18 protein-coding genes and 2 tRNA genes are annotated in these 19580 nt (G+C 66.9%); 10 read left to right on the top strand and 10 right to left on the bottom strand.

What is annotated here, in order from left to right; genetic code table 11:
- Positions 1 to 152 precede the first annotated feature (152 nt).
- The gene (locus ACFQ50_RS16850; protein ID WP_377996791.1) at positions 153 to 1409 is read left to right on the top strand and encodes an NAD(P)/FAD-dependent oxidoreductase; all 1257 of its coding nucleotides are present in this window, start codon (positions 153 to 155) and stop codon (positions 1407 to 1409) included.
- 9 nt (positions 1410 to 1418) lie between these two features.
- On the opposite strand, the gene ACFQ50_RS16845 is transcribed toward ACFQ50_RS16850, so the two are convergent.
- Together ACFQ50_RS16845 and ACFQ50_RS16840 are read right to left on the bottom strand one after the other, a co-directional pair.
- On the bottom strand, positions 1419 to 2648 hold the full coding sequence (locus ACFQ50_RS16845; RefSeq protein WP_377996790.1) for a cysteine desulfurase family protein: 1230 nt from the start codon (positions 2646 to 2648) through the stop codon (positions 1419 to 1421).
- Between the two features lie 54 nt (positions 2649 to 2702).
- Positions 2703 to 3392 carry a helix-turn-helix transcriptional regulator gene (locus tag ACFQ50_RS16840; protein ID WP_377996789.1) on the bottom strand — a complete coding sequence of 230 codons (690 nt, stop codon included), beginning with the start codon at positions 3390 to 3392 and terminating at the stop codon, positions 2703 to 2705.
- A gap of 93 nt (positions 3393 to 3485) precedes the next feature.
- On the opposite strand from ACFQ50_RS16840, the gene ACFQ50_RS16835 reads away from it, so the two are divergent.
- Positions 3486 to 3929, top strand: coding sequence for a hypothetical protein (locus tag ACFQ50_RS16835; RefSeq protein ID WP_377996788.1), 444 nt, complete (start codon positions 3486 to 3488; stop codon positions 3927 to 3929).
- Here ACFQ50_RS16835 and ACFQ50_RS16830 read toward each other — a convergent pair.
- Positions 3899 to 4546 carry a hypothetical protein gene (locus ACFQ50_RS16830; RefSeq protein ID WP_377996787.1) on the bottom strand — a complete coding sequence of 216 codons (648 nt, stop codon included), beginning with the start codon at positions 4544 to 4546 and terminating at the stop codon, positions 3899 to 3901. The genes ACFQ50_RS16835 and ACFQ50_RS16830 overlap by 31 nt on opposite strands.
- 206 nt (positions 4547 to 4752) lie before the next feature.
- Here ACFQ50_RS16830 and ACFQ50_RS16825 point away from each other — a divergent pair, with 206 nt between their 5' ends.
- From ACFQ50_RS16825 to ACFQ50_RS16805, 5 genes are all read left to right on the top strand, one after another.
- The gene (locus ACFQ50_RS16825) at positions 4753 to 5697 is read left to right on the top strand and encodes a J domain-containing protein (RefSeq protein ID WP_377996786.1); all 945 of its coding nucleotides are present in this window, start codon (positions 4753 to 4755) and stop codon (positions 5695 to 5697) included.
- Positions 5698 to 5768: 71 nt separating this feature from the next.
- On the top strand, positions 5769 to 6236 hold the full coding sequence (locus ACFQ50_RS16820; RefSeq protein ID WP_003805026.1) for a tRNA (cytidine(34)-2'-O)-methyltransferase: 468 nt from the start codon (positions 5769 to 5771) through the stop codon (positions 6234 to 6236).
- 215 nt (positions 6237 to 6451) lie between these two features.
- Positions 6452 to 7057 (top strand): sigma-70 family RNA polymerase sigma factor, encoded by a 606-nt coding sequence (locus ACFQ50_RS16815; protein WP_377996785.1) that lies wholly within the window; start codon positions 6452 to 6454, stop codon positions 7055 to 7057.
- Positions 7058 to 7059: 2 nt separating this feature from the next.
- Positions 7060 to 7911: an anti-sigma factor domain-containing protein gene (locus tag ACFQ50_RS16810; protein ID WP_377996784.1), complete on the top strand. Its 852-nt coding sequence runs from the start codon at positions 7060 to 7062 to the stop codon at positions 7909 to 7911.
- A 72-nt stretch (positions 7912 to 7983) separates the two neighbouring features.
- On the top strand, positions 7984 to 8757 hold the full coding sequence (locus ACFQ50_RS16805; RefSeq protein ID WP_377996783.1) for a MerR family transcriptional regulator: 774 nt from the start codon (positions 7984 to 7986) through the stop codon (positions 8755 to 8757).
- Positions 8758 to 8766: 9 nt separating this feature from the next.
- Here the strand turns inward: ACFQ50_RS16805 and ACFQ50_RS16800 are convergent, their stop codons facing one another.
- From ACFQ50_RS16800 to ACFQ50_RS16785, 4 genes are all read right to left on the bottom strand, one after another.
- Positions 8767 to 9546, bottom strand: a complete 780-nt coding sequence (locus ACFQ50_RS16800; RefSeq protein WP_377996782.1) for a PIG-L deacetylase family protein — start codon at positions 9544 to 9546, stop codon at positions 8767 to 8769.
- A 4-nt stretch (positions 9547 to 9550) separates the two neighbouring features.
- Positions 9551 to 10504, bottom strand: coding sequence for an electron transfer flavoprotein subunit alpha/FixB family protein (locus ACFQ50_RS16795; protein ID WP_377996781.1), 954 nt, complete (start codon positions 10502 to 10504; stop codon positions 9551 to 9553).
- 14 nt (positions 10505 to 10518) lie between these two features.
- The gene (locus tag ACFQ50_RS16790) at positions 10519 to 11319 is read right to left on the bottom strand and encodes an electron transfer flavoprotein subunit beta/FixA family protein (protein WP_377996808.1); all 801 of its coding nucleotides are present in this window, start codon (positions 11317 to 11319) and stop codon (positions 10519 to 10521) included.
- Between the two features lie 239 nt (positions 11320 to 11558).
- On the bottom strand, positions 11559 to 13259 hold the full coding sequence (locus ACFQ50_RS16785; protein ID WP_377996780.1) for a trypsin-like peptidase domain-containing protein: 1701 nt from the start codon (positions 13257 to 13259) through the stop codon (positions 11559 to 11561).
- Positions 13260 to 13566: 307 nt separating this feature from the next.
- On the opposite strand from ACFQ50_RS16785, the gene ACFQ50_RS16780 reads away from it, so the two are divergent.
- The 3 genes from ACFQ50_RS16780 to ACFQ50_RS16770 all read left to right on the top strand — a co-directional run bounded on the left by ACFQ50_RS16780 (position 13567) and on the right by ACFQ50_RS16770 (position 18039).
- A complete protein-coding gene (locus ACFQ50_RS16780) occupies positions 13567 to 15624 on the top strand; it encodes a TPM domain-containing protein (protein WP_377996779.1) in 2058 nt (685 codons plus the stop codon).
- 111 nt (positions 15625 to 15735) lie between these two features.
- Positions 15736 to 16524, top strand: a complete 789-nt coding sequence (locus ACFQ50_RS16775; RefSeq protein WP_377996778.1) for a PspA/IM30 family protein — start codon at positions 15736 to 15738, stop codon at positions 16522 to 16524.
- Positions 16525 to 16614: 90 nt separating this feature from the next.
- Entirely contained in the window at positions 16615 to 18039 is a 1425-nt protein-coding gene (locus ACFQ50_RS16770; RefSeq protein WP_377996777.1) for a cryptochrome/photolyase family protein, read from the top strand.
- Positions 18040 to 18043: 4 nt separating this feature from the next.
- Here the strand turns inward: ACFQ50_RS16770 and ACFQ50_RS16765 are convergent, their stop codons facing one another.
- The 3 genes from ACFQ50_RS16765 to ACFQ50_RS16755 all read right to left on the bottom strand — a co-directional run bounded on the left by ACFQ50_RS16765 (position 18044) and on the right by ACFQ50_RS16755 (position 19470).
- Positions 18044 to 18979, bottom strand: a complete 936-nt coding sequence (locus tag ACFQ50_RS16765; protein ID WP_377996776.1) for a cytochrome b/b6 domain-containing protein — start codon at positions 18977 to 18979, stop codon at positions 18044 to 18046.
- A gap of 163 nt (positions 18980 to 19142) precedes the next feature.
- Positions 19143 to 19219, bottom strand: a tRNA-Met gene (locus tag ACFQ50_RS16760).
- Positions 19220 to 19396: 177 nt separating this feature from the next.
- Positions 19397 to 19470 (bottom strand) — tRNA-Met (locus ACFQ50_RS16755).
- Positions 19471 to 19580 lie beyond the last annotated feature (110 nt).

Here is a 19580-nt window from a genome sequence, read left to right as displayed (position 1 = left end):
GGCTTTCTGTTGACACCGGTTGCCGAACTATTCTAATGCCCACCGGAATCAGGGCCTAAATTTCCTTGACGGCTTCGGCCCACCCTTCTAAAGTCGCGAGTAACGTTTTTAGAACGCAGGCCCCTGGCCTGCCGTGCGAATCGAGTAGCGCCATGACCCCTGAAAGCATTGTTATCGCCGGCGCCGGGCTGGCCGGAGCGACGGCGGCCCGCACCCTGCGCGCCGAAGGGTACGCCGGGAACATCACCCTCGCGGGGGCCGAGGCGCACCCTCCCTATCTCCGGCCGCCGCTGTCCAAGGAATACCTGCTCGGCAAGGCCGGGGACGATGCCGTCGAGGTCGCCCCCGAGAGTTGGTACGCCGACAACAACGTCAGCCTCCGGCTGGACAGCCGAGTGGCATCGATTGATCCGGCGGCACACACGGTCCGCTTCACAGACGGAACAGTCCAGGGATACGGGGCACTCCTGCTGGCGCCTGGCGCCACGCCCCGGACCCTCCCGCTGAACGGCGCGGAACTGGACGGCGTCAGCACCTTCCGCACGATCGGTGACAGCCGCCGGCTGCGGGAACAGCTAGCGGCCGGCGGCCGGAACGTCGTCCTAATCGGCTCCGGCTGGATCGGGATGGAGCTGGCGGCAGCAGCGAGCACCTACGGCAACCAGGTCACGCTGCTCGGGCTTGAGGACATTCCGCTCGAGGCGGCGATCGGCCCGGAGCTTGGCAGCTTCTTCCGTACCCTGCACGAGGGCAACGGAGTCCACTTCCGGCTTCCCGCCTCCGCCAGGGAGATCACCGGACACAACGGAAAGGTGACAGGTGTGGTGACCGACGCCGGCGAGCTCCTGCCTGCGGACATCGTGGTCATCGCAGTGGGAGTGGTTCCGGAAACGGCACTTGCCACCGCGGCCGGACTGGATGTCCGCAACGGCATCCTCACCGACGCTTCGCTGCGCACCAGCGCCCCGGATATTTTTGCCGCGGGCGACGCCGCCAATGCGCTGCATCCGTTCACCGGCGAGCATCACCGCAGCGAACACTGGTCCAACGCGCTCAACGGGGGCAAGGTGGCGGCCAAGGCCATGCTCGGCCAGGACGTTGCCCTGGACATGGTTCCCTACTTCTACACCGACCAGTTCGACGTCAGCATGGAGTACTCCGGCTTCCCCTCCATCGCAGCCAAGGCGGCCCCGGTTATCCGGGGCTCGCTGGAAAGCAAGGAGTTCGTGGCGTTCTGGCAGCAAGACGGGCGCGTCGTGGCCGGCATGAGCGTCAACTGGCCGAGGTCCGTCAAGCCCAGTGCCCAGAAGACCATCAAGGCGCTCATCACTGCCCGCGCAGAGGTGCCCGCGGAGAAGCTGGCCGACCAAGCCGTGCCCTTCGAGCAGCTGGTGCCGGAGGCCAGCTGATACGGACGGTCAGCTGGTGCCGGAACTCTGACGGGCTACGGTGGCAGCCGTCTGAATGGAGGATTCGTGTCCCGCCATTCCGGCTTGGCGCGCCCGGGAATAAGCGCCGGGCAGGGCCTCGAGGAATGTGTCCACGTCCGCTTCAGTCGAAGGATGCCCCAGCGTGAAGCGCTGCGCACCGCGCGCCGTCTCCTCATCCAGGCCCATGGCGAGGAGTACATGTGACGGACGCGGAACACCTGCCGTGCACGCGGAGCCTGTGGACGATTCGACGCCGGCGAGGTCCAGCAGGAACAGCAGGGAGTCACCTTCGCAGCCGGGGAACGTGAAGTGGGCATTTCCGGGCAGGCGCCCGTCACCCTCCGGACCGCGCAGCACCGCCGCCGGAACCGCGTGGCGGACCCCGGCAATGAGCCGGTCGCGCAGCCGCGAAATCCGCGCCGCCTCGGCGTCGAGGTTCCCCGCGGCGGCGGCGGCTGCGGCGGCGAAGGCCGCTATGGATGCCGTGTCCAGTGTCCCGGAACGGACGTCGCGTTCCTGGCCGCCGCCGTGCTGAACCGGCGTGAGCTTAACGGACCGACCAAGAATGAGCGCACCGACGCCGACCGGGCCGCCGATCTTGTGGCCTGAGATGGACATGGCATCCAGCCCCGAGGCCCGGAAATCCACGGGTACGGAGCCAAACGCCTGCACCGCGTCTGAATGTACCGGGACCCCGGCGGCGTGCGCGAGCTCCACTGCGCGGCGGACGGGCTGAATGCTCCCCACCTCGTTGTTGGCCCACATGACCGTCACCAGGGCAATGGACTCGGGCTCGCGGTGCAGTTCCGCCTGCAGCGCCTCGAGGTCCAGCACACCGTCCTGGTGCACGGGCAGCCACGCGACCTCCGCCCCTTCGTGGCGCTCCAGCCACTCGACAGTGTCCAGTACGGCATGATGCTCGACGGCGGAGCACAGGATCCGCCGCCGGCGCGGGTCTTCAGCCAGCCGGGACCAATACAGGCCCTTGACGGCCAGGTTGTCCGCTTCGGTGCCGCCCGAGGTGAAGATGACCTCCGAGGGATGGGCGCCTGCTGCGGCGGCAAGGGTTTCCCGCGCGTCCTCCACGGATCGCCTCGCCCGGCGGCCGGAGCCGTGAAGGGACGAGGGGTTCCCGGTCCGGGACAGCTCGCGCGTCAGGGCAGCCAGGGCTTCGGCGGCGATGGGCGTGGTGGCAGCATGGTCCAGGTAAACAGGCACGCTTAAATACTAGACGCCGCTAAATACTAGACGCCGCCGGATTTCGGAACGCCGTCATGGCTTGATCCTGGCGCAGCAGCGCCCGACCGTCCGGTCTTCCACCACTTTCTCCTCCGGCACCCCGCAGGCAGCGGCGGCACCACTGAGGAATGCTCCGTTCATGGCACACACCACGTCCGTGTGCCCGTCAGCGAGCCGGTGGAAAGGACAGTTCATAAGGATGGTCCCGCCCTCGCCGTCCTGTTCCGGCATATAGCCGATGCTGCCGAGCACTTCATCCAGGGATGCTCCATTCCCGCCCAGGGCACGGCCCTTGGAGTACGAGGCATCCGCCAATGCCTGGCGGACCCCTCCCCCGTCGGCGATTGAGGATTCAATCGCGGTGGCCATCAGCTCTCCGGCCAGGTCGTAGCTCCGTTCCGGAACTGACGCACCCACCTCGTCCAGGGCGGGTCGGTAGAGCTTGGCCGGCCGGCCCGACCCCGGGCCGGCCTTTCCGCCGAGCTTGCGGAACTCGACGGCGAGCAGCCCGTCCCGGACCAGCCTGTCCAGGTGGAAGGACGCTGTGGACCGGGGCATGTCCAGTGCAGCCGCAGCATCGTCCCGCCCCACAGCAGAACGCTGCCCGGCGACGTACTCAAAAAGACGCCGCCTGCTGGCGTCACCCAGCGAGGCCAGCGCGGCCAGACGGCCGGTCCATGGCAGAGCGGTCTTTGATTCGCGGTCTTCAGCTTTGCGGCTCATAAATCCAGCGTAACTCTAAAATCAAGATCTGTTGCTAAAGAAGCTCAAGCGGTTCTAAAATCAAAGCATCTACTTTTAGAAGGGAGTTTCACCATGAAAACCACACTGAGGGAGTCGACAAACCCACGTACGCTCGGATCGGATACGGGCCACCAGGCGTTCCTGCTCCTGCGCACCGTCTTCACCGTGGCGCCCGTCCTGTTCGGCCTGGACAAGTTCACCAACCTCCTGGCCGACTGGACCGGCTATCTCGCGCCGATGGTTCCGGATACCTTGCACTTGCCGGCGCAGACAGTGATGTATGCCGTCGGCGTCGTGGAGATAGTTGCCGGCATCCTGGTAGCCCTCCGGCCGCGGATCGGTTCGCTGGTGGTGGCTGCCTGGCTCCTGGGGATCATCGTGAACCTGATCATCCTCGGGGCTTTCTACGACGTCGCCCTCCGCGACTTCGGCCTGCTCGTGGGCGCGCTGGCCCTTAACCGGCTGGCCACCGCCGCGACGGTCCGTCAGCCGGGCGGAACCACCGTCAGCCACTGAGCAATGTCTGCCCGGGCGGCGGCGAGCGACGCCGCCGTCGGGCACGACGCCGACACGTACACCGACGAGCCGGCCGCACCAAAAACGCGGGCCAGTACCGCGGTGGCCCTGCCGGCTTTCCGGCCTGCTGGTTTGGCGCTCCGTTCCAGGACCAGCACCTCCACGGACGGCCCTGGCTTGCCCCGTTCACCGCCCCAGCGCAGCGACGCCGGCTTCAGGTAGGCGGGCAGGATCGTGGGGTCCAGATAGGCAAAGAGGGCGGCCGTCGATGCCCTGTCATCAGCTGCCACCAGGGGCCACTGGTTCTGGCGCACCTCGGCCGCAACCTGGCAGCCGTCAGATTTTAGGTAGCGGCTTGCCCCACCCGCGCCGCTGACCACCTGCTTCCAGTGCGCGGCTTCGGTCAGGTCATCCGACAGCCCGACCGGAACACCGCGCGCCAGCGTAGCCCCTGCCGAGAAGGGCATGTCGCGGGCGGCCACGGCACCGGCGTCGTGCCCGGGGGTGATGGTCGGCGTGCCCGGCCCGCTGGTGACAGGCACGTTGCTTGGGACGGCCGGATCCGGGACACCGATGCTGCAACCGCCGAGGAAGGCCGTGGCTGCAACGGCTGCCACCACCACACATGTACGGCGGGCACCGCCGCGACCTGTCCGAAGTCCCATTCCGAAAAGTCTAGACGTCCCGCGTTTCCACCGGCGGGAACCGGCAGCCCTGCCGCGGTCGTTGTTCCGTCAAGACCGTCAAGACCGTCAGGACCGGCTTATATGCTTGGCACACCAGCCGCGCACGCACGCCGGCAACAACGACCTAAGGACCATGCTTGACCAAGGGCAGCAGTTCCCACTACGAAGTGCTCCGCGTGGCGGCGACCGCGACGGAGAGGGAAATCAAGGTGGCCTACCGCAAGGCTGCCCGCGCTTCGCATCCCGACCACGGAGGCGACGCCGCAACGTTCCGCCAGGTCACCCTTGCGTATGAAACGCTCATCGATCCCCGGCGGCGGGCCGCCTATGACCGCTCCTACGCGACCGGGCCGCGCAGGAGCAGCGCAGACGGTGACGAGGCGCACTTCGACGCCCCCGCGGCCGGCAGCCACGCCTCAGCAACGATCCACAAGCCGGGAACGCCCCGGAATACCTCCGGCGATGCCCCCGTCTATGTTCCACCCTTCGACACGCCCGGCGCCGTGCCCCTCCTCCCGCCGGAACTCGCCGGCCAGCAGGTCCACGGCATGCCCAGGAAGCGGGGCATCTTCGGCGCTGAAGCCAGGATCCAGCGGGAGCTGCGCACGGTCCAGCTCATCAGCAGGCAGGTCCTGCCGGCGATCCCTGCGGCGCGCCTGATTAACGGCCTGCAGTCGCCGGCGGACAACAGCCACATCGACCACGCTCTTCTCTCGGGCTACCGGCTTGCACTGATCGGCTCCATGCTGCTGCCCAAGGGGGCCTACGCCTGGGACGGAAACACGCTGAACCACGGCGGCAGGTCGGTCGCCCCGCCGCAGCTGGCCCACGTGGTCCGCCGGATGCAGGATATTTTTCCCGAGCTCAACGTGACCGCGTGGACCGTGGTCCACAGCCCCGACGGCAACCTCCACGAACCGGTCATCGACCGCCACCGCCGCTCCCGCGGCGGCTCCGACATTGTCCAGGTGGTCAATGCCGCCGGCCTGGTCCGCGGGCTCAAGGATTTCCTGTCCTCGGGCCCGGCACCGAACACCGTCAACGTCCCTGTCCTCGCCAGGCTGCTGAGGGGCATGCACTGAGGTCGCGACCGAAGCCAGGCACTGAGGTCATGACCGACGGGCCCCGGTCATGCCGCCGCTAGGATGGAACCGTGTTCCGCATCCTCTTCCACACGCCTGAAATTCCCGGCAATACGGGCAACGCCATCCGACTCGCCGCCATCACCGGCGCCGAACTCCACCTCGTGGAGCCTTTGGGCTTCGACTTCTCCGATGCCAAGCTCCGCCGCGCCGGCCTCGACTACCACGACCTGGCAGTGGTCACTGTCCACCCCAACATCGAGGCCGCCTGGGAGGCACTGCAGCCGGAGCGCGTCTTCGCCTTTACCTCTGACGGCGAAGTGTCCTACACCGACATTGCCTACCGGCCCGGCGATGTCCTGATGTTCGGCCCGGAGTCCGTGGGCCTGCCGGATGACCTGAAGCGCGATCCGCATGTCACGTCCCGGGTCCGTCTGCCCATGCTGCCGTCGCTGCGGTCGCTGAACCTGGCGAATGCGGCATCCATCGCCGTCTACGAGGCCTGGCGCCAGCAAGGTTTCACCGGCGCCCAGCTTTGAGCACAGCCCACCCCGACTGCCACCCATCCAAGGCCTGCGCCGCGCCGAATCCCTCCTGAGCATGTCCGAAGGGCATGCACGTCCACAGGCGTAAGGAGCGGCAGGTGACAACACATAGGCCGGGCAACACAGCATTCCGATTTACCCGGCACGATGCTGCCATCGCCGGAAACGGTGTGCCGCGCCCGCCAGCAGGCAACCTATGCTTGAGAGTGATGGAAACTCCCAACGCGCCGAACTTTGACGCCACCGCTCCGCCCGGCACCGCCGTCGACCTTAACCAGCAGCTGGCACAGCTGCTGGAGCGGATTGCCCAAGGCGACCAGGCTTCCTTCGCCGAGTTTTACCGGCTGACGTCGCGGCGGGTGTTTGGCATGGCGCGCCGGGTTCTGATCGACCCGGAGCTGAGCGAGGACACCGCCCAGGAGGTCTTCCTGCAGGTCTGGCAAAACGCCGCGAGGTTCGATCCGGCCAGCGGAAGTCCCCTGGCCTGGCTCATGACCATCTCGCACCGCCGGGCCGTGGACCGGGTCCGGTCATCGCAGTCCGCGAGCGATCGTGAAGCTAGGTACGGCGCCAACAGCCAGGACATCGACCACGATTCGGTGTCGGACGAGGTGGACAGCAGGCTCGAGGCCGAAGCCGTGGTGCGCTGCCTGGAGACCCTGACCGAGACGCAGCAGGAGTCCGTGAGGCTCGCCTACTACGGCGGCCTCACCTACCGCGAAGTGGCTGAGAAGCTGAACGCGGCCATTCCGACCATCAAGTCCCGCATCCGCGACGGACTGATCCGACTCAAGACCTGCCTGGGGGTGAGCTGACAATGACTGATACGAATGATTCCCGCGGGCGACAGCTGCCCCGGGCATTTGCTGCCGACATTCCCACCGACCTTGCGGCGGGCCGTGCGGTTGAGCTGGCCGAGATTTACGCCCTGGACGCCATCACCGACGCGGAGCGGGAAGCCATCGATGCCTACGTCAGCGGCGCTCCGGAGGCTGAACGCGCGTCCTTCAACGAACGCGTCCGCCAGGCCAGGGAGACACTGGCAGTGTCCTTTACAGCCGAGGAAGAGCCGCCTGCGGACCTGTTCGCCCGGATCGTCGCGCAGCTTCCCGCTGCTGCCCCGGCTGCGGAGGCGGCCAAGGCCCACACAGACGCGGATGCGTTGGCCGGGCCGGCCACCGACGAACTTTCCGCTGCGCGCCAGCGCCGCGAAGTACGACGCCGGTCGGCCGGCCTCCGGAACTGGCTGATCGGTGTTGCGGCTGCTGCCGTGCTCGCGCTCGGCGGTGTGGGGCTCGGGGCCTACGTGGCCAACCAGAACGATCCCTTCAGGCAGGTCATCGAGGCGCAGGATACGCGGCAGGCGACTGTCGAGGTCACCGGCGGCGGGACGGCGACGGTTTTGATCTCGCCGTCGCGCGATGCGCTGGTGGTGCGGATGAAGGATGTTCCGCCACCGCCCGCGGGCAAGGTGTACCAGATGTGGCTGATTCCGAGGGATGGCTCCACTCCCGTGTCGCAGGGGCTGATGGATGCGGAGGCGTTGTCGAAGCCTGCCCTGGTCAAGGGCATCGGCTCGGCCGCCGCGCTCGGCATCACGGTCGAGCCTGTGGGTGGGTCGGCTACCCCGACGCTCCCTACCGTGGCTGCCGCCCCGCTGAACGCCTGACGCACACCGCCTGGATCGGGTTAACTGCAGCGGGCTTGACGTTGACGTTGCGTCAACTTCTACGCTGGAGGCATGAAGCACGAAGAACTCCGGAGCTGGTCCATCGCCGAGCTGGCGAAGCTGAGCAGGGTCTCGTCCAGGACCCTCCGGCACTACGACCAGCTGGGGTTGCTGCTGCCTGCCTACACCGGGCACAACGGCTACCGCTACTACACGCAGTCTGAACTGCTGCGTCTTCAGCGGATCCTGCTTCTCCGCGAACTTGGCTTGGGACTTGAAACCATTGGCCAGGTTCTGGACGGCCAGGCAGACCAGCTGGATGCGCTGAGCGTGCACCGGAAATGGCTCCTGGCCGAGCGCGACCGCCTGGACCGGATGGCCAGGACCGTCGGGGCAACCATATCGGCACTGCAGCAAGGAGACCCCATGTCAGGCGAGGAAATTTTCAGGGACTTTGATACCAACCCGTACGAGGAGGAGGCCCGCCAGCGGTGGGGCGGCCAGGCCGTCGAGGACAGCAAGGCGCGGCACGCGGCGCTCAGCTCCGCCGACAAGCAGGTCTTTCTGGCGGAGGCCGGGGCGATCAACGATGAGTTGGCCGGGTGCCTGGACGCCGGGCTGCCGGCGGACGACGCCCGGGTGCAGGCCGCCGTCGAACGCCATTACCGCTGGATCTGCGTCAGCTGGACCCCGGATGCGGACAGCTACGTCGGACTGGGCCGGATGTACGTCGAGGATCCCCGGTTCACCGCGTTCTACGACAAGAGCCGCGCAGGCCTCGCCTCCTACCTGCTGGAGGGGATCAAGGTCTACGCGGCATCGCAGCTCAGCTCTGCCGCAGGCTAGAGAGGCAGCCTAGAAACCGGCAATCGTCCCCGGGCCGTTGACCATGACCACGTGGAACGCCTCGGCGCTCCGGCCCTCGGGCAGGGCGGCACGTTCCGCATTCGCCCGCATGCCGCGCCGCACGGTGGCCTCCATGGCCGCGGCGTCAGGATGCTGGCTGACGTGCACGTGGATGGCCTCGAGCTTGCCCTCCACATGCTCCGTGACGTCCACAAAGTGGTTTTCCCGCTCCTCCGGACCAGCGTAGAGCCACAGCCACGGAAGCTTGAAGGCCTCCAGGCCGGCCTCGGCGAGGTCCGGGTATGCGAAGGGGTTTTCCACCGCCGGGTAAACGGCACGGGTCACCGCCTCCCCCACTGCCAGGTGGTCAGGATGGCTTTTCTGGATGCGCTTCCAGTTGCGCTCCGGATGCATGGAAAGCACGACGTCGGGCCGAAGTTCGCGGATCAGCTTCACCACTCCGCGCATCACCTCGTGGTTGGGTTCAAGGTATCCGTCCCGCTGGTGCAGGTAGTGGATGTCCGTGACGCCGACGAGGGCCGCAGCGCGTTCCTGCTCGGCCGCCCGGAGGGCGATGATTTCGGCGCGCTGGGCCGGGTCGAAGCCCCCGGCGTCGCCGTCGGTCATGATGCAGTAGCTGACCTCGACGCCGGCCGCCGTCCACGCGGCGATGGTGCCGGCGGCGCCGAAATCGATGTCGTCGGGATGGGCTGAGAGACAGAGCACCCGCTCAATCCGGTGCTGTTCCGGATTGAACGGGCTCTGCGATGGTGCAGCGTTTGGGGTCAAGGATTCAGCCCTTGCGCTTCTTGATCTCTTCAGTTGCCTGCGGCAGCACCTGGAAGAGATCGCCGACGATGCCGAAGTCCGCAATTTCGAACACGGGCGATTCGGCGTCCTTGTTCACCGCGACGATCACCTTGGCGGTCTGCATGCCGGCCTTCTGCTGGATGGCGCCGGAGATGCCGGCGGAAATGTACAGTTGCGGCGAGACGGTCTTGCCGGTCTGGCCGACCTGCGCGTCGTGGCTGATCCAGCCGGCGTCCGTGGCCGCGCGGGAGGCGCCCACGGCCGCACCCAGTGCGTCCGCCAGTTCCTCCACGGGGCCGAAGTCACCGTCGAGGCCGCGTCCGCCGGCCACCACAATGCGGGCATCGGTCAGGTCCGGGCGGCCGCTGGCAACCTTCTGTTCGCGGGAGGTGATGCGGGCAGCCGCGGCGGTGGCGTCAGCGGGGGCGTCGACGGTCACGGTTTCGGGTGTGCCGGGAGCCGGCGCGGGCTCGGGGTCCACGGAGTTTGCCTTCACGGACAGCACGGTGACGGCGGTGGTGGCCTTCGCCGTCGTGGTGTACGAACCGGCGAGCACCGACTTGTGGGCGGTGCCGTCGGCGTCCACCGCGACGACGTCGGTGATGACGCCGGCGCTTAGCCGGATGCCGAGCCGGGCGGCGATTTCCTTGCCTTCGGGTGAGTTCTCAAGCAGGACGGTGGTGGCACCGGACTTGTCCGCCACGGCGGCCAGGAAGGCGGCCTTAGGCGCGACGAGGTAATCGTCGAGGTCCGCTGCGGACGGTCGGAAGACGCTGGCCGCACCGTAGGCACCCAGGGTGCCGGCGGCGTCGTCGGACAGTTCGCCGTTGACCGCCACGGCGGTTTCCCCAAGGGAGCGGGCGATGGTGAGGAGTTCCAGGCTGCTCTTCTTGAGAGCCTGCCCGGGGTTGTCAATGAATACCAGTACGTTTGCCATGTTGTGGAGTCCTCTTAGAGCAGCTTCTGGGCGGCCAGGAAGTCAACCAGCTTGATGCCGGCGTCGCCTTCGTCCGTGATGATGGTGCCGGCGGTGCGCGGCGGCCGTTCCTCGGCCGTCGTCACGCGGGTCCAGGATCCGGCGTGGCCCACCTGCGAGGAATCGACTCCGATGTCGGCCAGGGAAAGGGTGGTGATGCTCTTGCGCTTGGCCGCGATGATGCCCTTGAAGTTGGGGTAGCGCGGTTCGTTGATCTGGTCGGTCACGGAAACCACTGCGGGCAGCGTCGCCTCGACCGTCTCCGAGTGGGTGTCCGCGTCGCGGCGCGCCGAAACACGTCCGCCGTCGACGTCCAGGGAGGAAGCGAAGGTGACCTGCGGAAGCCCCAGACGCTCGGCAAGCTGCGCGGGCACCAGGGAGGTCTCGCCGTCGGTGGAGGCCATGCCGGTCAGCACCAGGTCCACGGGGGCGTCCGCGCCGAGGTGGCGGACGGCAGCTGCAAGCGCCAGCGAGGTGGCGGCCGCGTCCGAACCGGCGAGCGCGGCGTCGGTGAGGTGCACACCCTCGGTGGCACCGATCTGCAGGGACTTCTTGATGGCGTTCACGGCACCGGCCGGTCCCATGCTCAAAGCGATCACCTTGTTGCCGGCCTTGGCACCGCCGCGGGCCTCGGCAAGCTGCAGTGCGGCCTCCAGGGCGTACTCATCCAGTTCAGACAGGATGCTCTCGTCGCGGTCCGTGGTGTGGCCCTCGCCGCTGAGGTGCCGGTCGAACTGGGCGTCCGGCACATGCTTGACCAGGACGACGATCTTCAATGTCTCTTCCACTGTATTTACAGCAGCCTTCCGTGCTTGTGGATAGCCAGCCGGGTGAGGTCATGGCCGTGGAACGCCCGGGATACGGGTAGCTCCTAGCTAACCATATTGGGTCCGTCATATGACGTCCCGTTAACGCCTGTGTCAAAGGGCCTGGACAACAACGACGGCGGGCCGCCCCCTGGAACCCAAGGGTGCGGCCCGCCGTCGTGCTGGGCGCAGTTACTGCTTTTGGCCGGCTACTGCTCTGCCGCCGCGCCGAGCGTGACGTCCAGCTGCTGCTCGCGGCCGTTGCGCAGAACCGTGATCTTCACCGGGGAGCCGGACGGCTGCTCGCGGACAGCTGCCGTCAGCTGGTTCGGGTCACTGATCGCCAGGTCGTTGAAGCGCGTCACCACGTCGCCCACCTTGATCCCGGCCTTCGCCGCCGCCGAGCCCTGTTCCACCGACGCCACATCGGCTCCCGTGGAGAACCCGGCATCCGATGCCGACTTTGCCTGGACACTCACGCCCAACTGGCCGTGGGTGGCCTTGCCGTTGTTGATGATTTCCTGCGCCACGCGCTTGGCATTGTTGATCGGGATGCTGAAGCCCACACCGATGTTGCCTGTTCCACTGGCTGCAGAGCTGCCACCGGCGGAGGCGATCGCGACGTTGACGCCGATCACTTCACCCTTGCTGTTCACCAGGGCACCACCGGAGTTGCCCGGGTTGATGGCCGCATCGGTCTGGATGACGTTGATGGAGATCGAACCCTTGTTGGCCGAGCTCTGGCTCTGCCCCTGGCCCGGAGGAGCGAACTCGAAGCCCTGGTCGCCGCCCTGGGAGTTGTCCGTCCCTTGCTTCGGGGCCGCCGACGACGCAACGCTGATGGTCCTGTTCAGCGTGGAGACGATGCCGTCCGTCACCGTGCCGGTGAGGCCGAGCGGCGAGCCGATGGCCACGGCCGTGTCCCCCACGTTCAACTTGCTGGAGTCCCCCAGCGCTGCCGGCGTGAGGCCGGACGGGTTGTCCACCTTGATGACCGCCAGGTCGGAGAGCGGGTCGGTGCCGACCACCTTGGCGCTGAGGACGCGGCCGTCGTTCGTGCGGATTTGAATGTCCGCGTTCGCGGTGGCACCGTCCAGTGTCACCACGTGGGTGTTGGTGAGGACGTGGCCCTGGTCGTCGAGGATGATCCCGGAGCCGGTGCCGCCCTCGCTGCCGCTGGTGGCCTTGATCGTCACCACGCTCGGCGATGCCTTGACGGCTGCGGCCGTGATCTCGTTGACCGAGTCCTGGTTGTTGACGATCACGGTTCCGGGCTGGCTGCCGGAGCTGACGGCCGGCGCGGTTCCGCCGGCGTCGAACAGGTTGCCCGAGCCGACGGTGGCAACCCCGCCGCCCACGAGGCCTGCGGCCAGGATGCTGGCCACGAGGGTGCCGACACCGAACGTCGCCTTGCGCTTGGGCTGGTTGGCACGGTTGTCCTGGAAAGCGGGGCTGTTGTGCTGGGAGTACTGGCTGTTGTGCTGGGAATACTGGGGACCGATCGGTTGCGTCGCCGGTGCCGACTGTTGCCCGTAGAAGGGGGCGTGCTGGGGGTAAACCGGGTGCGGACCGCCGGGATGCTGCTGCTGCGGGTGTTCGCGGCCCTCCGCGGGGCTGCCATACGGCTGGCCCTCATCGGCCTGGGTTCCGCGGGGCTGGCTTTCAGGAGCCAGGCCTTCACGGGGCTGGCTTGCGTCCTGCGCGGGCCGGTACAGCGGCCGGGTGGGGTTGCTCTCGGAGTCAAGGCGCACCGTGGGGTTCTCGGAACCGCCGGCGGCGCGGTATTCGCTGTCCTGCGGCGCAGGGGGCTGGAGACCCTCGGCGGGCTCAGGCCGAGGGGTCGGATCAACAGGGCGCCCTGAAGGATCTCGGTTCTCAGGTGCTGCGCCCGGTACTGGGTGCTCAGTCATTGGACTTCCTTTCATCCGCGTCTGTATTAACTATGGACGATCGGACTGAAACTAATTCGGACGTTTGCTGGGAGGTTCCTGAATGCTGTCCTTGACAGTGTTACTGCCAGTGTTCTGGACCGCCACCAAGGTCTCCAGCGCTTTTCGCTGGTGGCATATTCCCCGCCGTGGACGGTCCCGCTGGTGCACCATAGAATCAAGAAGAATTGCCACAGCGACCTGCGGCTTTACACCCGGCGTGGGGGCGCTGCTGCATTCTATGACGGCTGTTCGTCCCGAACCAGCCGCGGCGTGCTGAAGGGTTGCCATGCGGTCAATGTTGAAACGTGTTCTCGCCGTTATCGGCCTGACGGCAGCGCTGGCGGCTCCGGCCGCGGCGGCCTGGGCCGAGGATCCGGTAGCCATCCCCTCCGGCCAAAACATCGTCGACGACGCGAATGTCCTCGGCGGCCGGAAGGGCGAAGTTGAGGACTCAATCCAGAAACTCCTCAAGGACCACAAGTACAACCTGTACGTGGTCACCGTAAAGTCATTCCAAAATCCGGCTGATCCCAAGTCGTGGAGCCAGGCTGTGGCCACCAGCAAGGGCATGGGCAGGGCCGACGTTCTGCTGGCGATCTCCACCGAGGGCAAATATTATTTCGCTCCCAACTCGGCAAGCGCCATCGCGTCGAAGACCGGGAACATCACGCAGAACGCAATCGCGGCCAACCTCGGCGGCGGCAAGCGGGACTTTGCGCAGGCCGCCATTGACACTGCGGCCGCCATCGGCGACGCCGCGGGCGGCGGAAGCGGAACAGTCCCCTCGGGTGGCGGTGCGGGCACGGCCGTCCTCGTTGGTGCCGGTGTTGTGGCTGCCGGCGGCGCGGGCACGTATCTTTACCTGCGCAACAGGCGCAAGAAGGCCGGCCAGGCGTCGAGCGCAAGCTACGGCCCCCAGGGTGCCGAACTCGATCCCCTGGCCGGCATGAGCATCGAGGAGCTCCGCAGGAAGAGCGGCTCCCTGCTCATCGAAGCCGACGATGCGATCAAGACCAGCGAGCAGGAACTGGGGTTCGCCGAGGCGCAATACGGCGAAGCCGCCGTGGGCAACTTCACCAAGGCGCTCCAGGAGGCAAAGGCACACATGTCCGAGTCGTTCAAGCTGCAGCAGCAGCTGGACGACCACATCCCGGACACCGAAGAGCAGCAGCGCAGCTGGCTTGGCGAAATCATCCGAAGGTCGGAAGCCGCCCTCGCATCACTGCAGGAGCAGAAGGCCGACTTCGACTCGCTGCGCGAACTCGAGAAGAACGCGCCGCAGGCCCTCGCGGCAGTGGACGCCGGCGCCGCGGAGGCGGACGCGAAGATCGCCCGGGCGGACCAGACCCTGGCCGAGCTGCGCGGCAAGTACGCGGACACCGCCCTCGCCCAGGTCTCGGACAACATCAGCCAGGCCAAGGAACGGCTGGCCTTCGTGCAGAACGCCAGCGCCACGGCGCGTGAAAAGCTCGCAGCAGGAGAGGGCAGCCTCGCAGCCGTGGCCGTCCGCGCGGCGGAAGAGAGCCTGCACCAGACGAACGTGCTGCTGGACGCTATTTCCAAGGTGGCCGGCAACCTCGACACGGCCCGGCAGGGACTGGAATCCGCCGTCGTGGACACGTCCCAGGACCTGGCCCAGGCGAGGGCCATGATCCAGTCCGGGGCCCACCCGGAGCTTGAGGGACCCGTGGCCGGTGTGGAGGCAGCGCTCGCCCGGGTGAAGAGCGAAATCCAGAGCGGCAAGATTGACCCCATCGCCACGCTGGAGCGGGTCGAGTCGGCGCACCAGGCCCTCGACCAGGCTCTTGGCGGGATCAGGGACCAGCAGGAGCAGGCCCGCAGGGCGCAGGCTTCACTGCAGCAGACCATCATGTCCGCGCAGGCACAGATCAGCGCCACCTCGGATTACATCACCGCCCGCCGCGGCGGCGTGGGCACCGAAGCCCGGACCCGTCTGGCTGAGGCCCAGCGCAACCTCGATTATGCGCTGTCCATCTCGCGCAACGACCCCGTGACTGCCCTGACCTACGCGCAGCAGGCGCACGCGCTGGCGGCCCAGGCGGCCCAGCTGGCGCAGTCCGACGTCGACAGCTTCGGCTACGCCAACCAGGGGTATGGCCGCGGCGGCATGTTCGGCGGCGGCGGAGGCGGCGGCCTGGGCGGTGCCATCCTTGGCGGCATCCTCATCAACTCCATCCTCAACGGCGGCAGCGGCGGCGGCTGGGGCGGTGGACACAGCGACGGCGGCAGCTGGGGCGGCGACTCCGGCGGCTTCGGCGGAGACTTTGGCGGAGGAGACTTCGGCGGGGGCGACTTCGGCGGCGGGGACTCTGGCAGTTTCTAGCCCGATGACAAACTAAGCGCCGGCCCGGGTAACCGGGCCGGCGGGTAGAAGCGGTACACAACTGTTCACTGAACTCAGTGGCACACACGGAGCAGGACGAAAGGTAACACCATGGTTAAGCAGTCCATTTTCGGCCGCATGGCGCAGCTGGCGAAGGCAAACATCAACGCCTTGCTGGACCAGGCCGAGGACCCGCAGAAGATGCTGGACCAGATGGTCCGGGACTACACCAACAACATTGCTGAAGCCGAGTCCGCGGTGGCCCAGACCATCGGAAACCTGCGCATGCTCCAGGACGACTACAACGAGGACATCAAGAACGCACAGGACTGGGGCAACAAGGCCCTGGCCGCCTCCCGCAAGGCTGACGAATTCCGCGGCACCGGCAACGCGGCCGACGCGCAGAAGTTCGACAACCTGGCCAAGGTGGCCCTGCAGCGCCAGATCTCGTCCGAAAACGAGGCCAAGTCTGCCGAACCGAGCATCGCGTCGCAGACCGAGGTGGTGGACCGTCTCAAGAGCGGGCTCGACCAGATGAAGGTGAAGCTGAACCAGCTCACCAGCAAGCGCAACGAACTGGTGGCCCGCTCCAAGACCGCTGCTGCCCAGACCCAGGTCCATGATGCCTTGAAGAGCATTGACATCATGGATCCGACCAGCGAGGTGGGCCGCTTCGAAGAGAAGATCCGGCGCGAAGAGGCCAAGGTCCGCGGCCAGCAGGAGCTCGCGGCATCCAGCCTCGACGCGCAGTTCAACCAGCTTGAGGACCTCGGCGAGCAGACCGAGATCGAGGCCCGCCTGGCGGCACTGAAGTCGGGCGGCGCACGGCCCGCGATCGGCGCGTCCGAATCAGCCGCCTCCGGTTCCACCGTGGACGAGGCAGACTTCGACAAGCTGTAGTCCCCCACGCTGTGCGAGGCCGGGATCCCAGCGGATCCCGGCCTCCGCCGTCTCCGGGACGCGTGTCTCCGGGACGTGTAGCGTGAATCCATGGCTTCCACCATTGTCTGGCTCCGCGACGACCTCCGACTCGACGACAACCCCGCCCTCGCCGCAGCGGCGGCACTGCCGGATCCGGTAACTGTTGTGTATATCCTCGACGAGGACTCCCCCGGCATCCGCCCGCTGGGCGCCGCAGCCAGGTGGTGGCTCCACCACTCGCTGTCCGCCCTCGCGGCGAGCCTCGACGCGCACGGGTCACGGCTGCTGCTGCGCCGGGGCGCCGCCGCTCCGGTCATCGAGGAACTGGCCGCCGGGACCGGCGCCGGCAGATTGTTCTGGAACCGGCGGTACGGCCAGCCGGAGCGGAGCATCGACGCCGGCATCAAGGAGTGGGCTGCCGGGCAAGGCATCGAGGCAGCCAGCTTCCAGGCAAACCTGCTGTTTGAGCCGTGGACCGTACGCACCGGCTCTGGCGGCCCGTACAAGGTCTTCACCCCATTCTGGCGCTCCTGCCTGGCCGGTGCCGAACCGCGGCTTCCCGCCGATGCCCCCGACCGTTTGCCGCAGCCTGCGCCTGGAACATCCGGCCGCCCACCGGCCGGTGACCGGCTGGACAGCTGGCGGCTCCTCCCCCGGCGGCCGGACTGGAGCGGCGGCCTCGCCGGGACCTGGACCCCTGGCGAGGACGGCGCCCACGAACGGCTGGAGGATTTCCTGGACGGTCCCGTGGAGGACTACAGCAGGGGTCGTGACCTGCCGGGTGTCGAGGGCACCAGCCGCCTCTCGCCGCACCTTCGCTTCGGCGAGATCAGTCCCTTCCGCGTCTGGCATTCCCTCCGGGAACGCTTCCCGCGCCACGCACCGGCCGACGTCGGGATTTTCCGGAGCGAACTGGGCTGGCGTGAATTCTGCTGGCAGCTGTTGTTCGAGAATCCGGACCTGGCCACGCAAAACTACCGCCGGGAGTTTGACCGCTTTGCCTGGCAAACGCCGTCGGACGCCGAACTGGAGGCCTGGCAACAGGGGCGGACCGGCTATCCCCTGGTGGACGCCGGCATGCGGCAGCTGTGGCAGACCGGCTGGATGCACAACAGGGTCCGGATGGCCGCGGCGTCGTTCCTGGTGAAAAACATGCTGGCCGACTGGCGGGTGGGCGAGGCCTGGTTCTGGGACACCCTCGTGGACGCCGACGCCGCCAACAACCCGGCCAACTGGCAGTGGGTGGCGGGCTCAGGCGCGGACGCATCGCCTTATTTCCGTATCTTCAATCCGGTGACGCAGAGCAAGAAGTTCGACGCCGGCGGCAGTTACCTTCGCGGCTACGTCCCGGAACTGGCGGACCTGGATGACCGGACGGTGCACGAGCCGTGGAAAAACCCGGCGGCGGCCCCCGGCTACCCTGAACCGCTGGTGGGCCTGCAGGAATCCCGCGAACGGGCCCTGGATACCTACCAGCGGCTCAAGGACGGGTGAGAAGCTAGCGGCTGGTGACCTTGCCCATGAGCGATGCGATGGGGCGCAGGAACAGCGGCCGGGCCAGGAACCAGGCGGCAATCATTACCGCTACAGATGCCACGAAGAACCAGAACCCGACCCAGCTCACGTCGTCGCTGCCGCCGTACATGTGGTTGAGGTTCCGGAGCGCGCCCGTGGCCAGGACCAGGAAAACGTGCACCACGATGAAGGCAACAAAGTAGATCATCACGGGGAAGTGCACTGCGCGGGCGGCCTCGATGGGAAAGGCCCTGTTCAGCCCGGCGGCCTTTTTGGGCCACGCTGCGGACATCCGCAGGCCAGTGATGAAGGCCAGCGGAGCTGCGATGAACACCGTGGCGAAGTAGGTCAGCAGCTGCAGGGCGTTGTAGTTCACCCAGCCGTTCTCCGTCGGCCAGTTCAGCGAGGCGTACTGAAGGGCGGCCGAGACGGCGTTCGGGAAAACATCCCAGGACGTGGGGACGATCCGGGTCCACTGGCCGGTGGCGAACAGCAGGATCACAAAGACGAGCCCGTTCAGGATCCACAGCGCATCCAGTGTCAGGTGGAACCAGAGTTCCAGGCTGATCTTGGTGGGTGCTGTCCTGGTCTTGATGAGACCTTTGTTGTTTCGGGTCCAGTAACCACCGGGGCGGGTGGTGGTGCGGACCTGCCAGCCTGAACGGATGATCAGCAGCAGGAAGAAGGCGTTCAGGAAATGCTGCCAGGCCAGCCAAGCCGGGAAGCCGACGGGGGCGCCGGCGGGAAGCCCGGAATGCCCCGGGTAGTCCGCGAGGAATGAGCGAACGTCGGGCAGGCCGGTGATCCACTTTGCGAGGAGCACCACCAGCACCAGGGCCACGAGCGCTGCAGGCACCGCCCAGTACAGCCTGGCGCGCTTGCCCCTGGCGGTGCCGGACTTGTTCTTCGTTGTGGACATCGAGCTACACGTTCCTCTCGAGAATGACTGACCAGTGTGGGCGCCCTGCGCCGGCCAGGAATTCCGGGCCCTGCGAATAGAGAATACTAGGAACCCTGAGCACATGAACAAATACTCCGGTAATGCAGAAAGCCCCGACCACATTGTGGTCAGGGCTTCCTTCTGGTTGCGGGGACAGGATTTGAACCTGTGACCTCTGGGTTATGAGCCCAGCGAGCTACCGAACTGCTCCACCCCGCGTCGCTTGGTTAACACTACCCTACTTTTGCGGGCGCTTTGACCACGGCCGTTCCGCGGAGCCGCGGGCCACTGGCGCACACCCCGGGATGCGCTCCCCCGACGCAAGACTTCGGCAGGAAAAATCCCAGACAACAAAAAACCCGGACCACCAAACGGTGATCCGGGTTTTTTCTTCAGTTGCGGGGACAGGATTTGAACCTGTGACCTCTGGGTTATGAGCCCAGCGAGCTACCGAACTGCTCCACCCCGCGTCGCAAGAACTACTCTACCGGCCGGTGAACAGGAGGCCAAATCCAAACGACGTGATCTGCGTCTCGGGCCCCCCAAAGTTCTCTCCTACGGAAAAGGCCGGCCCCTCCCC

The sequence above is a fragment of the Arthrobacter sp. NPDC056493 genome, from assembly GCF_042795115.1.
Lineage (GTDB): Bacteria > Actinomycetota > Actinomycetes > Actinomycetales > Micrococcaceae > Arthrobacter.
The sequence above is the reverse complement of the archived record's forward strand: the minus strand, read 5'-3'. Positions and strand labels throughout refer to the sequence as shown.

Bases quoted from the DNA above. Each gene is read 5' to 3' on its own strand.
- ACFQ50_RS16805 (WP_377996783.1), top strand. From the start codon at position 7,984: ATGAAGCACGAAGAACTCCGGAGCTGGTCCATCGCCGAGCTGGCGAAG.
- ACFQ50_RS16780 (WP_377996779.1), top strand. From the start codon at position 13,567: ATGCGGTCAATGTTGAAACGTGTTCTCGCCGTTATCGGCCTGACGGCA.
- ACFQ50_RS16840 (WP_377996789.1), bottom strand. From the start codon at position 3,392: ATGAGCCGCAAAGCTGAAGACCGCGAATCAAAGACCGCTCTGCCATGG.
- ACFQ50_RS16835 (WP_377996788.1), top strand. From the start codon at position 3,486: ATGAAAACCACACTGAGGGAGTCGACAAACCCACGTACGCTCGGATCG.
- ACFQ50_RS16815 (WP_377996785.1), top strand. From the start codon at position 6,452: ATGGAAACTCCCAACGCGCCGAACTTTGACGCCACCGCTCCGCCCGGC.
- ACFQ50_RS16765 (WP_377996776.1), bottom strand. From the start codon at position 18,979: ATGTCCACAACGAAGAACAAGTCCGGCACCGCCAGGGGCAAGCGCGCC.
- ACFQ50_RS16850 (WP_377996791.1), top strand. From the start codon at position 153: ATGACCCCTGAAAGCATTGTTATCGCCGGCGCCGGGCTGGCCGGAGCG.
- ACFQ50_RS16795 (WP_377996781.1), bottom strand. From the start codon at position 10,504: ATGGCAAACGTACTGGTATTCATTGACAACCCCGGGCAGGCTCTCAAG.
- ACFQ50_RS16785 (WP_377996780.1), bottom strand. From the start codon at position 13,259: ATGACTGAGCACCCAGTACCGGGCGCAGCACCTGAGAACCGAGATCCT.
- ACFQ50_RS16775 (WP_377996778.1), top strand. From the start codon at position 15,736: ATGGTTAAGCAGTCCATTTTCGGCCGCATGGCGCAGCTGGCGAAGGCA.
- ACFQ50_RS16810 (WP_377996784.1), top strand. From the start codon at position 7,060: ATGACTGATACGAATGATTCCCGCGGGCGACAGCTGCCCCGGGCATTT.
- ACFQ50_RS16770 (WP_377996777.1), top strand. From the start codon at position 16,615: ATGGCTTCCACCATTGTCTGGCTCCGCGACGACCTCCGACTCGACGAC.